The 14,382-nt window shown below is 57.6% G+C and carries 10 protein-coding genes and 2 pseudogenes; 7 read left to right on the top strand and 5 right to left on the bottom strand.

Features of this window, described 5'->3' with window-relative positions; translation table 11 throughout:
• The first annotated feature begins 16 nt into the window (after window positions 1–16).
• A complete protein-coding gene (locus FFH21_RS25980; RefSeq protein ID WP_004666928.1) occupies window positions 17–1,276 on the top strand; it encodes an IS256-like element ISPsy17 family transposase in 1,260 nt (419 codons plus the stop codon).
• A 50-nt stretch (window positions 1,277–1,326) separates the two neighbouring features.
• On the opposite strand, the pseudogene FFH21_RS25990 reads toward FFH21_RS25980, so the two are convergent.
• Window positions 1,327–1,986: pseudogene (locus FFH21_RS25990) on the bottom strand (OprD family outer membrane porin); the annotation flags it as partial.
• A gap of 451 nt (window positions 1,987–2,437) precedes the next feature.
• Window positions 2,438–2,662 carry a hypothetical protein gene (locus tag FFH21_RS30090; RefSeq protein WP_004663296.1) on the bottom strand — a complete coding sequence of 75 codons (225 nt, stop codon included), beginning with the start codon at window positions 2,660–2,662 and terminating at the stop codon, window positions 2,438–2,440.
• 217 nt (window positions 2,663–2,879) lie between these two features.
• On the opposite strand from FFH21_RS30090, the gene FFH21_RS26000 reads away from it, so the two are divergent.
• Complete coding sequence (locus FFH21_RS26000) at window positions 2,880–3,209, top strand: DUF2790 domain-containing protein (protein ID WP_004663292.1); 330 nt, start codon at window positions 2,880–2,882, stop codon at window positions 3,207–3,209.
• Between the two features lie 279 nt (window positions 3,210–3,488).
• A complete protein-coding gene (locus FFH21_RS26005; RefSeq protein ID WP_011169762.1) occupies window positions 3,489–4,748 on the top strand; it encodes a sodium:proton antiporter in 1,260 nt (419 codons plus the stop codon).
• Here FFH21_RS26005 and FFH21_RS26010 read toward each other — a convergent pair whose 3' ends face one another.
• Complete coding sequence (locus FFH21_RS26010; RefSeq protein ID WP_004654930.1) at window positions 4,749–5,648, bottom strand: AraC family transcriptional regulator; 900 nt, start codon at window positions 5,646–5,648, stop codon at window positions 4,749–4,751.
• Between the two features lie 281 nt (window positions 5,649–5,929).
• Between FFH21_RS26010 and FFH21_RS26015 the strand changes: the two genes are divergently transcribed.
• The 3 genes and pseudogenes from FFH21_RS26015 to FFH21_RS26025 all read left to right on the top strand — a co-directional run bounded on the left by FFH21_RS26015 (window position 5,930) and on the right by FFH21_RS26025 (window position 8,991).
• Window positions 5,930–7,246, top strand: a complete 1,317-nt coding sequence (locus FFH21_RS26015) for a sugar ABC transporter substrate-binding protein (protein WP_011169763.1) — start codon at window positions 5,930–5,932, stop codon at window positions 7,244–7,246.
• Window positions 7,247–7,285: 39 nt separating this feature from the next.
• Window positions 7,286–8,046 (top strand): annotated as a pseudogene (locus tag FFH21_RS26020) (L-iditol 2-dehydrogenase).
• 123 nt (window positions 8,047–8,169) lie between these two features.
• Entirely contained in the window at window positions 8,170–8,991 is an 822-nt protein-coding gene (locus FFH21_RS26025) for a DeoR/GlpR family DNA-binding transcription regulator (RefSeq protein ID WP_004654935.1), read from the top strand.
• A gap of 111 nt (window positions 8,992–9,102) precedes the next feature.
• On the opposite strand, the gene typA is transcribed toward FFH21_RS26025, so the two are convergent.
• Together typA and thiI are read right to left on the bottom strand one after the other, a co-directional pair.
• Window positions 9,103–10,923: a translational GTPase TypA gene (gene typA / locus FFH21_RS26030; RefSeq protein ID WP_004654937.1), complete on the bottom strand. Its 1,821-nt coding sequence runs from the start codon at window positions 10,921–10,923 to the stop codon at window positions 9,103–9,105.
• A 144-nt stretch (window positions 10,924–11,067) separates the two neighbouring features.
• Complete coding sequence (gene thiI, locus FFH21_RS26035) at window positions 11,068–12,522, bottom strand: tRNA uracil 4-sulfurtransferase ThiI (protein WP_041924662.1); 1,455 nt, start codon at window positions 12,520–12,522, stop codon at window positions 11,068–11,070.
• Window positions 12,523–12,857: 335 nt separating this feature from the next.
• Between thiI and glnA the strand changes: the two genes are divergently transcribed.
• Window positions 12,858–14,264 carry a glutamate--ammonia ligase gene (gene glnA / locus FFH21_RS26045; RefSeq protein WP_002555716.1) on the top strand — a complete coding sequence of 469 codons (1,407 nt, stop codon included), beginning with the start codon at window positions 12,858–12,860 and terminating at the stop codon, window positions 14,262–14,264.
• Window positions 14,265–14,382 lie beyond the last annotated feature (118 nt).

A 14,382-nucleotide genomic window follows, 5' to 3' on the forward strand; every position in this document is an offset into this window, starting at 1 on the left:
AGCTAGAGGTGCATGTATGCCGACCAAAAAGAAGTCCGCCAATGCAACAGCGAGGGAGTTGCCCTCGATTCCCCAAGAGCTGATCGAGCAGTTTGTTAAAGGCCCGATGAGCGCCGAAGCCATTCAAGACGCGTCCATGGCGTTCAAGAAGGCTCTGATCGAGCGTGCGCTAGGCGCCGAGCTGGGTCACCACCTTGGTTATCCTCAGGGCGCGGAGCGCCCTGAGGAGTCGACCAATCAGCGCAATGGCAAAAGCAGCAAGACGGTTCTGACCGACGACGGGCCGCTTCGCCTGGATATCCCCAGAGACCGCGATGGTAGCTTCGCCCCGATCCTGATTCCCAAGCACGAACGACGTTTTACAGGCTTCGACGACAAGATAATTGCCATGTACGCCCGGGGCATGACGGTGCGTGAGATCCGCGCTTTTCTATCTGAGCAGTATGGAACTGACGTGTCCCATGACTTCATCAGCTCAGTCACCGATGCGGTCATGGAAGAGGTGGGCGCTTGGCAGCAACGACCCTTGGAACCGATGTATCCGGTGATCTTCTTCGATGCGTTACGGGTCAAAATCCGGGACGAGGGGTTAGTGTGCAACAAGGCTATTTATCTGGCGCTGGGGGTATTACCTGATGGCACGCGCGACATTCTGGGTATATGGATCGAGAGCACCGAGGGTGCCAAGTTTTGGATGAAGGTGTTCAACGACCTCAAGACTCGTGGCGTTGAAGATGTTCTGATCGCCGTCACGGATGGCCTCAAAGGAATACCGGAGGCGTTGGGGGCGGTTTTTCCTGCCACGACGCTGCAAACCTGCATCGTGCATCTGATCCGCAACAGCTTGGACTATGCCGCTTGGGATAAACGTCGGGCACTGGCCAAAGCACTCAAGCCGATCTACCAGGCGATCAATGCCGATGTGGCTGAGCAAGAGCTTAACGCCTTTGAAGCGGGCCCCTGGGGCAAGCAGTATCCGACTGTAGTTGCTGCATGGCGTCGCGCCTGGGATCGGGTTATACCGTTTTTTGTTTTTCCGGCGGGCATTCGCAAAGTGGTTTACACGACCAATGCCATCGAGAGCATCAATGCCCAGTTACGCAAGATCATCAAGACTCGAGGGCACTTCCCGACCGATGAGGCTGCGACGAAACTGATATGGCTTGGGTTGCGCAACATCACCGCCAACTGGGGTCATGCGGCACACGACTGGAAAGTGGCAATGAATCAATTTGCGATCCTGTACGGAGACCGATTTACCAGACCGAGCTGGTAAAACAAGGGCCTGCCTGACGGCAGGCCCTAACCAGCCCGAACACAAAAAAACTGATACTCCCAGTAGGCAACCCATGGAGAGTCCACGGCACCGCCGTAGAAGGTGACGAAGCCGTCGCGCATGTTGCTGGAAACGGGCTGGCTCATGGAGTGCAGGCGACCGCCTTGCAGGGTCAGGCCGCTGATGCTGTTGTTGACGGCGGTAACGCCGCGAAAGCTTTCCGGCAGCAGTCGGGAGTCGCCGAAGGCAACCACCGGGGTGGAGGGAAACACATCGCCCACGTTGACGACGGTGTCGAAGGCTCTGGCCTTCAGCGAGCCACCTACCTTGGTGTATTCGTCACGGGCGCGGCCTTCCCCATCGACCGGCAGCACGTCAAATGCGCTGCGGCCGCCGTTGCGGCCGTCGCCAGTGTCGAGCTTGATGCCGATCATGGCAAATGCATCGACCCCGACGCCGAAGGTGCCTTGAGTAAAACCTGACTGGAATCGCCCGATGATGCCTTGCGCCCACGCTTCGGAGTAACCATTGCCGGTAGGGCTGGATTCGCCGTTGCGGTGGTCGCGGTTCATGTAGAAGTTGCGGTTGAGTACCGTCAGCGTGCTGCCTTCGATGAAGCCTTCTTTCTGCTCTTCAGCGAATACGGCAGCCGGTGCGACACCGGCGAGGGTCGAACACAGGGCCAGTGATAGAGTTTTAGGTTGAGTCATGTGCGCTCCGTCCAATCGGCAGATTGTTATAAACATGTCGATCTGGCTGTTTTTATTAACCCGAGCGCTGCCAGTGGGGCACAATCTTGAAGTGGCGAAGATAACGCCGAGGTGACGGAAAGATTACAAATATGAAAGGAAGTGCATTACAGCGCGCCGTTGCTCAATAAAATAAAATACGCTTTGACCGGTGTAATCAGACATTCAAGATAGGACGAAGAGCGTCCAGAACGGCATTCCCTGGTTCAAGTGCACTCCTTCTGGCGGCTGTACCGGCCTTTTCGCGAGCAAGCTCGCTCCCACGGGGGCTGGAGCACGGGCGTGATAACGATTTGTGTAGATACGGGAATAAAAAAAGCGCCCCGAAGGACGCTTAAAGATTCGCCCCGACCAAAGGAGCAGGGAGCTACCAAGGGCGAATTGGGGTGCAGCGGGTCGGGCATCAAAGGCATCAGCCTTCGGACTTGGTCGACCGCTCGGCCTTGGCGTTGTCGTCTGTATTGACGTAGCGCTCGGCTTTGTTGCTGCTGTTCTGTTCCTTGAAGCGCAGTTCCTGTGCAAGACGCATCTTGTCAGCCGCTGTGCTTGCGTACTCGTTGCCGTCGTCGGCGAAGGCTGCAGTGGCGGACAAGGCAGCTACGGCGAAAACCATCGACTTGATCAGTTTCATCATCATTCCCTCTTTCGGTGTGTAAGGAGTTCCTTAAAAGCTCAGTGCTCGTCAGGGATGAAACAAGCTTACGTCCGGGTAGCTAACAGGAAGGTGAGCAGAGAATGACAATACTGTTAGAAAGCTGACATCTGCGAGATTACCGATTTGTAATGTTTCAGCCACTTTCCGGTTAGTGCGCACTTGGTAAGGTTGAACCACATTCAAACGGAGACAAAAGAAAATGCGCACCGCCAAATCGTTGTTACTTGCTCTGGTCATTCTTTCGCCACTGAGTGCTTACGCTTACACCACTGATGAAGTCAAAGCCACCACAGTGATCAAGGAACACCAGGCCAGCGTGCAGAAATACGCCGCTATCCATAACAAGCCGATGCCGGAGATCAAGGAGTACAAATACGGAATGAAGCTCGACGTTGCCAAGGTCATTCGCAAATCCCCGGACCTGCAAACCTGTAGCGTGATGCCGAAACTGATGACATACGAGGACTCCAAAGGCAAGTTGAACACCGTGCAGTACCAGGTCCTGAGCGGGTGCAGAAACAGCCAATGATTCTGAACCTGCCAGGGAGGCCACCCACTGTTACATCCCCCATCAGCCCGGACCGTTATCCGGGCTGACTTTTTTGTGCCTGCAATGCCCCGCTTCTTGCGCTTTCAAGTCTGCCTCATTCACTGATTCCTGCCTTTTTTGCAACATCACCGCATCTGCGTGGTCAACGCAAACCCCACTGTGTCGTGTCGCGATGTGTCTGGACATGGATCCGGTCCATCAAACACAGGCTCGGTTACGGTGATCGAGACACTGCACTTACGGATTCTGGAATGACGGATGCTTGAACTTGCTGCTGGTTTTATCTGCCTCACTGCGCTGCTGACCTATGTGAACTATCGCTTTATCGGTCTGCCGCCCACCATCGGTGTGATGGTCACCGCGCTGATGTTCTCTTTGCTGCTGCAAGGGCTGAGTTTTCTGGGCTATCCCGGCCTGGAAGATCGCGTCCAGCAGCTGATCGGTCAGATCGACTTCGGCGACCTGCTGATGAACTGGATGCTGTCCTTCCTGCTGTTCGCCGGCGCGCTGCACGTCAACCTTGCCGACCTGAGAAGCTATCGCTGGCCCATCGGCCTGCTGGCAACCTTCGGTGTACTGATTGCCACCACGGTGATCGGCGCGCTGGCCTGCTGGATCTTCGCCCTGTTCGGCTGGCACGTCAGCCCGCTGTACTGCCTGCTGTTTGGTGCGCTGATCTCGCCCACCGACCCGATTGCAGTACTCGGTGTGTTGCGTACCGCCAACGCCTCCAAACCGCTGAAAACCACCATCGTTGGTGAAAGCCTGTTCAACGATGGCACGGCGGTGGTGGTGTTCACCGTTCTGCTGGGTATCGCGCAGTTGGGCGAGACGCCGACGGTTGGCGAAACCGCCCTGCTGTTCGTCCACGAAGCAGTCGGCGGTGTGCTGTTCGGCGGCCTGATTGGCTATGCCGTGTACCTGATGATCAAAAGCATCGAGCAGTATCAGATCGAAGTCATGCTGACTCTCGCACTGGTGATCGGCGGCTCGGCGATGGCCTCCGAGCTGCATGTGTCAGGCCCTATCGCGATGGTCGTGGCCGGGCTGATCATCGGCAACCTGGGGCGTAATCTGGCGATGAACGACATGACCCGTCGTTACATGGACGGTTTCTGGGAATTGCTGGATGACATGCTCAACGCACTGCTGTTTGCGCTGATCGGCATGGAGCTGTTGCTGCTGCCGTTCTCGTGGCAGCACCTGATTGCCGCCAGCCTGTTGGCCGCGGCAATTCTGCTGTCGCGCTTTGTCACCGTGGCCCCGGCTATTCTGCTGCTGCGTCGCTGGCGTAAGGTGCCGCACGGTACGATCCGCATCCTCACCTGGGGCGGCCTGCGCGGCGGTGTCTCGATCGCCTTGGCGCTGGCGCTGCCGACCGGGCCGGAACGCGATCTGCTGCTGAGCATCACCTATATCGTGGTGTTGCTGTCGATCCTCTTGCAAGGCCTGACGATCGGTAAGCTGGTGCATGCCGTCACCCGTTCGCCTCAGGCGAAAGAGCCGGCAGAGCATTGATCAGACGGATGCAGCGGCGCGCCGGTACTCACTGAGCGTCTGCTGCATCTCCACGCGGAAATGCCGGTTGAAGTTGGACAGGTTGGCGTAACCCACTTCAAAGCAGATGTCCGACACCGACATCTCGCTGTGCAGCAGCAACCGGCAAGCCCGCTGAACCCGCAGCTTGCGCATCAGATCAATAAAACAATGCCCGGTGGTGCGTTTGAAGAAGCGCGAAAAGCCCGGATCACTCATGTCCAGCCGTTGCGCGATGACTGACAGGCGAATATCGCTGGTCAGTTCAGTCAGCAGATAATCGAACGCCTTGTTGATCCGTTCGGAGCTGCGCGCATCCAGGGTCGGTGCATACCAGGTGCTGGCCAGCAGACGAGCCTCCTGCGCAGGTGCTTTCATCAGCGTGTTGACCAGTTGCAGGAACAGAATCAGCCGTTCCAGGCCTTGTGCCGCGCCAATCTGCTCCAGCAGTTGCGCAGCCTGCATGGCCGTTTCGCCGGTGAACTCCAACCCGCGATGTGCCTGTTCGAACAGACGCTGCAAATCGCCCAGTTCCGGCAGCGTGCCACGTAGCGCCAGCAACGCCGCGCCATCGAACTGCAACACCACGTCACGCCCGGCCAGGTGCTCGCCGGGGGCCAGATCGCCGATCCAGTCGTGGGGCAAATCGGGACCGATCAGCGCCACATGACCGGCACCGAACTCACCGATGTAATCACCGGCCACCAGCTTGCCACTGCCCTGGCGGATCAGGTGGACTTCAAATTCTGGATGGTGGTTCCAGCGGGCCAGCGAGTAGGGATAGTCGTGCTCGTACCAGCGAAAGCAGTGGTCGGGCTGCGGGAGAATAACCTCAAGCTCGGCGGGACGCTGCTCAAACAAAGCCGCTCGGCTGTCAGGCACTGGACGCCCCTTTTATCGTTATGAATGCGCTGTGGACAACTAAACATACGCCCTGCCGCTCGGCCAGTGCTAGCTCACAATTAATCCGCCACTGATACTTTTTTGCTTTCAGAGCGCCGCGTGGCCAGCGGTTAAAAAAGTATCAGTCGATCATTCGCCGTGCGTTTGTTCAGGCCGCAACAGGCTGCTGTAATCGAGCCGTCCACCATGGTGATTCAGCCGTGGCCAACAACAAAAACAATGACTCCCGCCAGCCAAGGCGCGGGATGGAGTGCCCTGAGATGAACATCCGCAAAGCGCTTTTCCTGTCAGCGGGCGTGTCTGTCGCCATCAGCAGCATGGCCGCGCAGGCCACCGAAACCGTGACCATCGCCACCGTCAACAACGGCGACATGATCCGCATGCAGCGCCTTTCGAAAATCTTCGAACAGCAGCATCCTGATATCAAACTCAATTGGGTGGCGCTGGAAGAAAACGTCCTGCGCCAGCGCCTGACCACCGACATTGCCACTCAAGGCGGCCAGTTCGACGTGCTGACCATCGGCACCTACGAAACGCCACTGTGGGGCGCCAAGCAATGGCTGGAACCAATCACCGGCCTTGCGCCCGAGTACGAACTGGAAGACATATTTCCCTCGGTGCGGCAGGGTTTGTCGGTCAAGGACACGCTCTATGCCCTGCCCTTTTATGGCGAAAGCACGATCACCTATTACCGCACCGACCTGTTCAAGCAGGCAGGTCTGAGCATGCCGCAGCAGCCAACCTGGACCCAACTGGGTGAGTTCGCGGCGAAGCTGCATCAGCCCGACAAAGGTATTTACGGCATGTGCCTGCGCGGCAAGGCCGGTTGGGGCGAGAACATCGCGCTGCTGAGCATCATGGCCAACGCGTTTGGCGCGCGCTGGTTCGATGAGCAATGGAAGCCCGAACTGACCAGCCCGGAATGGAGCAAGGCTGCGAATTTCTACGTCGATACGCTGAAAAAGTATGGCCCGCCGGGCGTGTCGAGCAATGGTTTCAACGAAACCCTCGCGCTGTTCAACAGCGGCAAATGCGCCTTATGGGTCGACGCCAGCGTGGCCGGCTCCTTCACGACGGACAAGGAACAGAGCAAGGTGGTCGACAGCGTCGGCTTTGCGCCTGCGCCGGTTGAGGTGACCGACAAGAGCTCATCATGGCTTTACGCCTGGTCGCTGGCGATACCGGCCACCTCAAAGCACAAGGACGCGGCCAAGACGTTCATCACTTGGGCGACGTCCAAAGCCTATATCCAGCTGGTCGCCGAGAAAGACGGCATCAGTAATGTGCCGCCTGGCACACGCGCCTCCACCTACAGCGAGGCTTACCTGAAAGCTGCGCCGTTCGCCAAGATCACGCTGCAGATGATGCAACACGCCGACCCCGCGCACTCCTCGGCCAAGCCCGTGCCTTACGTCGGCATCCAGTACGTGACCATTCCCGAGTTCCAGGCCATCGGCACCTCGGTCGGCAAGTTGTTCTCCGCTGCCGTGACTGGCCAGACCACCACTGAACAGGCGCTCAGCGCTGCACAGGCCGTCACCGAACGCGAGATGAAACGCGCCGGTTATCCGAAGTAAAGCTGCGGCCCTCAACTGTATTGGACGGATGATGAACCCATGAAACGACTTGAAGGTAAAAGTGCGCTGATCACCGGATCGGCGCGAGGCATCGGGCGTGCGTTTGCCCAGGCATATATCCAGGAAGGTGCTCGTGTAGCCATTGCCGATATCAATCTGCAACGCGCGCAAGCCACGGCGAACGAGCTGGGGCCGAACGCCTGGACGTGACGGACCAGGCGTCCATCGATCAGGCCATCGCCGCTGTGGTCGCACAGACCGGCAAGCTGGATATCCTGATCAACAACGCCGCGCTGTTTGATCTGGCACCAATTGTCGGTATCACCCGCGACAGTTACGAGCGGCTGTTTTCGATCAACGTCGCGGGCACCCTGTTCACGTTGCAGGCAGCAGCCAGGCAAATGATTGCCCAGGGGCACGGCGGCAAGATCATCAACATGGCCAGTCAGGCTGGTCGGCGTGGCGAGGCGCTGGTGGCGGTGTACTGCGCGACCAAGGCTGCGGTGATCAGCCTGACCCAATCGGCCGGACTGGACCTCATCAAGCATGGCATCAACGTCAACGCCATCGCACCGGGCGTGGTCGATGGCGAACACTGGGATGGCGTGGATGCGATGTTCGCCCGCTATGAAAACCGCCCGCTGGGCGAGAAGAAGAAGCTGGTCGGCGAGCAGGTGCCATACGGACGTATGGGCACGGCGGATGACCTGACCGGCATGGCGATTTTCCTTGCTTCGCCAGACAGTGAATACGTGGTCGCGCAGACCTATAACGTCGATGGTGGCAACTGGATGAACTGAGGTGGACTGCCTGCAAAGATGAGCAAGTCCGTGCAAAAAGGCCCGTCGCTGCTTCCATTGCCGGAGCGATTGGCTAAGATGCGCGGACCGCCTGTTGTCTTGGCGGCTCATCAAGGAGCACGAATGTCCACTGAAGAGGAGATCGCCATTTCCGGCGGTACACCTATGATCCCCGATCAGCGCCGGGAGCTGATGCTGCGTCAATTGCGCAAGCATCAGGTGCTCAGCGTTCATCAGTTGATGGAGATGTTCGACTGCTCGCACATGACCATCCGCCGCGATATCGCCCAGCTGGAACAAGAAGGCCGGGCCTATTCAGTCACCGGTGGCGTGCGTATCGCCAGCCAGGTGCACAGCGAGCCCAGCCATCAGTCCAAGGCGGTTATAGAGCTGCCGCACAAACAGGGCATGGCGAGGCTCGCGGCGGGTTTGCTGCACCCGGACATGACGATTTACCTGGACGCGGGCACCAGCACGCAGGAAATCGTGCCGCATATCATTGCGTTGTCAGGCATGACTGTGGTCACCAATGATTTCGGCGTAGTCAACGCGCTGGCCGATGCTGCTCATGTGGATGTGATTCACACCGGCGGGCTGCTCGATCACCCGAACCGCTCCAGTGTCGGCGGGCTGGCGGCAGCGACCTTGCGCCAGCTAGCGACCGACGTGGCCTTCATGTCGACCAGTTCGTGGGACCTGCAACGCGGCACGACTACACCGTCGGCGCTGAAAGTCGAGGTCAAACAGGCCGCCATGCAGTCAGCCTCGCAAACCGTATTGGTCGCGACCAGCTCGAAATACGGCACCTTCGGCATGTACAAGGTGGCCGGGCTTGAGCAGTTCGACACCATCATCACCGATGCCGCGCTGGCTGAAGCTGCTGCCGATGGTATCCGCAAGCAACGTATCGAACTGCTGCTGGCACCGGTGGGTGGCAAGCGCTAGAAACCTGATACCCGCCCTGAACTTCACCCGGCTGCGTGCTCCGATAATCCATCAGGCATAAAAAAAACCCGGTCTCTCGACCGGGGTTTTTTATTCAGCGCGGGCTAAGTATCAAGCCTTGGCTTTCTTGGCAGCGCGGGTACGCTCGCTTTCGTCCAGGATCTTCTTACGAAGACGGATGGACTTCGGCGTTACTTCGCACAGCTCGTCGTCCTGGATGAATTCCAGAGCCTGTTCAAGGGTGAACTTGACAGGTGGAACCAGAGCGATGGTTTCGTCTTTGCCCGAAGCACGCATGTTGTCGAGCTTCTTGCCTTTGGTAGGGTTCACACCCAGGTCGTTGTCGCGACTGTTCAGACCAACGATCTGACCACCGTAGATTTCCTGACCGTGCTCGACGAACAGCTTGCCGCGCGCTTGCAGGGTTTCCAGTGAGTAGGTCAGCGCCTTGCCGGTTTCAACCGAAACCAGAACGCCGTTCTGACGGCCGGACATGTCGCCGGACTTCATCACGTCGTAACGGTCGAAGATCGAGGTCAGGATGCCAGCACCGGAGGTGAGGGTCAGGAACTCGTTACGGAAACCGATCAGGCCGCGGGCCGGGATGTTGTACTCAAGGCGAACACGGCCCTTGCCATCCGGAACCATGTTGGTCAGGTCGCCTTTACGCAGACCCATTTGCTCCATGATCGCGCCCTGGGATTCTTCCGGCAGGTCGATGGTCACGTTTTCGTACGGTTCGTGCTTAACGTCACCTACGCGACGGATGATCACTTCCGGACGACCAACACCCATTTCGAAGCCTTCGCGACGCATGGTTTCGATCAGTACCGAGAGGTGCAGCTCACCACGGCCGGAGACCTTGAACTTGTCGGCGGTGTCGCCTTCTTCAACGCGCAGGGCAACGTTGTAAAGCAGTTCCTTGTCCAGACGTTCCTTGATGTTACGGCTGGTGACGAACTTGCCTTCCTTACCGCAGAACGGCGAATCGTTAACCTGGAAGGTCATCGAAACGGTTGGCTCGTCGACGGTCAGCGGCTTCATCGCTTCAACATTCAGCGGATCGCACAGGGTGTCGGAGATGAACAGCTGGTCGAAGCCGCTGATGCAGACGATATCGCCGGCAGCTGCTTCTTCAACGTCCACACGGTGCAGACCGTGGTGACCCATCAGCTTCAGGATACGACCGGTGCGCTTCTTACCTTCGGCATCGATAGCAACAACCGGGGTGTTAGGCTTGACGCGACCGCGAGCGATACGGCCAACACCGATGACGCCCAGGAAGCTGTTGTAGTCCAGAGCCGAGATCTGCATCTGGAACGGGCCGTCACGGTCAACTTTTGGCGCAGGAACGTGGTCGACGATCGACTGATACAGCGGAGTCATGTCTTCAGCCATGTCGGTGTGTTCCAGACCGGCAATACCGTTCAGGGCCGAGGCGTAGACGACTTTGAAGTCCAGCTGTTCTTCGGTAGCACCGAGGTTGTCGAACAGGTCGAAGATCTGGTCCAGAACCCAGTCCGGACGCGCGCCTGGACGGTCAACCTTGTTGATGACCACGATTGGACGCAGGCCAGCTTCGAAAGCCTTCTTGGTCACAAAACGGGTTTGCGGCATAGGGCCGTCCTGGGCATCAACCAGCAGCAGTACGGAGTCGACCATCGACATCACGCGCTCTACTTCACCACCGAAGTCGGCGTGGCCCGGGGTGTCCACGATGTTGATGTGGTAGCCATTCCAGTTGATCGCGGTGTTCTTCGCGAGAATGGTAATACCGCGCTCTTTTTCCTGGTCGTTGGAGTCCATCACGCGCTCGTCGTTGAGCTCGTTGCGCTCAAGGGTGCCGGACTGGCGCAGGAGTTTGTCTACCAGGGTGGTCTTACCATGGTCAACGTGAGCAATGATGGCGATGTTGCGTAGATTTTCGATCACTTGTGTATCTCGATCAGAGGATTCGGTCTGCTGACTGTTTATAAGGCAGCGATTAACTATTTCGAGTCGGCAAAAGCCGTTACGGCATGACGACTGGTGTCGGGGGGCCGGTGACGCAAGCCACAGGCAAACAGCCCCGGGCACTTAGCTCGGTCGATAAACGCGCACATTGGCATGCCCCTCACTGAGCAAATGGTGAGCATGCAGGCGACTCATGACGCCTTTGTCGCAATACAAAAGGTACTGGCGCGTGTCATCCAGTGCCTTGAAACGGCTCTTCAATGCGTAGAACGGCAACGTCTGTATCTCCACGCCAGGCACTTGCAGCGGCTGGTCCTCCTGGGCATCCGGGTGACGGATGTCGATGATGACCTGACCGGCCAGCGCCTGGCTGACTTCTTCTATGTCGACATTGCGGCTCAGATCGTCGATGACCCGATCGATCGAAATCAGCTTCGCGCGTTCAAGCGCTTGCTCGAGAATCGCCATGTCGAACTGTTTTTCTTCGTACTCAACGCGATTTCGCTTGGCGTTGGTCTTCGGGTTGACCGAAATCACCCCGCAATACTCAGGCATGTGGCGGGCAAAATCGGCAGTGCCTATTTCGGTCGCCAGGTCCACGATGTCCTGCTTGTGGCTCGCAACCAGCGGTCGCAGGACCAGCTTGTCTGTAGCCGCGTCGATCAGCGACAGGTTTGGCAGCGTCTGGCTGGCAACCTGTGAAATCGCTTCGCCAGTTACCAGCACGTCGATTTCGAGACGATCAGCCACGGCGGATGCAGCGCGTAACATCATACGCTTCAAAACTACACCCATATGACTGTTATCGACTTTCTGCAGAATTTCTCCGAGAACTTCCTCGAATGGCACGCTGACAAACAGCACCCGCTGCGAACTGCCGTACTTCTTCCAGATAAAGTGAGCGACTTCCATCACGCCCAGTTCATGGGCTCTTCCGCCCAGATTGAAGAAGCAGAAGTGCGCCATAAGGCCGCGGCGCATGATCTGGTAGGCCGCAACGGTTGAATCGAACCCGCCGGACATCAATACCAGGGTCTGCTCCAGCGCACCCAGCGGGTAGCCGCCCATGCCCTGATGCTGGTCATGAACGACAAACAACCGTTGGTCGCGAATTTCCATCCGCACGACCAGGTCGGGCTTTTTCAGCTCGATTCCGGCAGCGCCGCATTGCATGCGCAACTTGCTACCGACGTATTTCTCGACATCCATCGAGCTGAAATCGTGGCGACCGGCGCGCTTGCAACGCACTGAAAACATCTTGCCGGGCAGCAGGTCGGCGTAGTGCAGTTTGCACTTGGCAACGATGTCATCCATGTCGCCCAACGGGTACTCGGCCACCTGCAGAAAGTTGGCAATGCCGGGCATGCAACTTAGCCGGTCCCTGATGCCCTGCAGCACTTTGGGGTCGGTCTGGCGGGTCTCCACCTCAAGGTTGTCCCATACGCCACCCACGACAATGTCCGCGTCCAGTTCACGGAGCACGGTACGAATGTTCTTGCCCAGTTGCCGGATGAATTTCTTGCGCACCGGCGGGCTTTTAATGGTGATTTCTGGAAAAACTTTAACGATTAGTTTCATGGAAACAGCGCGTGAGGTGCCGACTGAAAAAGGGGGGCGCGGATTATAGCGGAAATTGCTCAACGTTTAACCAGTTATCGTATACCCGATCATCAGCGCACCAAAAAGAGTCGACGCACCAAACTGCAGCGCCATAACGGTGCGTACTTTTCTCGGCAGACGCGTTTAAATCCCCTGAAAGCCTGCTTTTGAAGCAAAAAACCCAACACGGGGCACTGGCATGCAAATTGCTCCCTTGTGAGGCAGGTTGCCTTGGCAGAATATTCGCGCCGGCATCACCCAAATTCAAGGGACCCAGCCTATAGAAGGCGGTTCTTAGCCACCCGGAGGACACCATGTCGAAGTCGGTTCAACTCATCAAAGATCATGACGTTAAGTGGATTGATCTGCGCTTCACGGACACTAAAGGTACGCAGCACCACGTGACCATGCCAGCTCGCGATGCGCTGGAAGACGACTTCTTCGAAGTCGGCAAGATGTTCGACGGCTCCTCCATCTCTGGCTGGAAAGGCATCGAAGCTTCCGACATGATTTTGCTGCCGGACGACGAAACCGCTGTTCTGGACCCGTTCACCGAAGAACCGACCCTGATCCTGGTGTGCGACATCATCGAACCGTCGACCATGCAAGGTTACGATCGTGACCCACGCGCCATCGCTCGTCGCGCCGAGGAATACCTGAAGTCCACCGGTATCGGTGACACCGTATTCGCAGGCCCTGAGCCAGAATTCTTCATCTTCGACGAAGTGAAATTCAAGTCCGACATCTCGGGTTCCATGTTCAAGATCTTCTCTGAACAAGGTTCGTGGATGTCCGACCAGGACGTGGAAGGCGGCAACAAAGGCCACCGCCCAGGCGTCAAAGGCGGTTACTTCCCGGTTCCGCCGTTTGACCATGACCACGAAATCCGTACCGCCATGTGCAACGCTCTGGAAGAAATGGGCCAGACCGTTGAAGTTCACCACCACGAAGTGGCGACCGCTGGCCAGAACGAAATCGGCGTGAAATTCAACACGCTGGTTAAAAAGGCTGACGAAGTTCAGACCCTGAAATACGTTGTTCACAACGTTGCTGACGCTTACGGCCGCACCGCGACCTTCATGCCAAAGCCTCTGTACGGTGATAACGGTTCAGGCATGCACGTGCACATGTCCATCGCCAAAGATGGCAAGAACACCTTCGCAGGTGAAGGCTATGCCGGTCTGTCCGACCTCGCTCTGTACTTCATCGGCGGCATCATCAAGCACGGCAAGGCGCTGAACGGCTTCACCAACCCGTCCACCAACTCGTACAAGCGTCTGGTTCCAGGCTTCGAAGCACCGGTCATGCTGGCCTACTCGGCGCGTAACCGTTCCGCTTCGATCCGTATTCCTTACGTCAACAGCCCACGCGGCCGCCGTATCGAAGCACGCTTCCCGGATCCTTCGGCCAACCCGTACCTGGCCTTCGCGGCTCTGTTGATGGCTGGCCTGGACGGCATCCAGAACAAGATCCACCCTGGCGACGCAGCTGACAAGAACCTGTATGACCTGCCGCCTGAAGAGGCCAAAGAGATCCCACAAGTTTGCGGCAGCCTGAAAGAAGCGCTGGAAGAACTGGACAAGGGCCGTGCGTTCCTGACCAAAGGCGGCGTGTTCAGCGACGACTTCATCGACGCTTACATCGCACTGAAAAGCGAAGAAGAAATCCGCGTTCGTACCTTCGTACACCCACTGGAATACGAGCTGTACTACAGCTGCTGATCCAGCCGCGCCAGCGTTGATGGCGTAAGAAGAGACCTCCTTCGGGAGGTTTCTTTGTTTCCGAGGACCGATTTTTTATTTTGTGCAATAACGGGATACCGCATCAGAAAAAAAATAC

Source organism: Pseudomonas sp. KBS0707 (assembly GCF_005937945.2).
Taxonomy (GTDB): Bacteria; Pseudomonadota; Gammaproteobacteria; order Pseudomonadales; family Pseudomonadaceae; genus Aquipseudomonas; species Aquipseudomonas amygdali.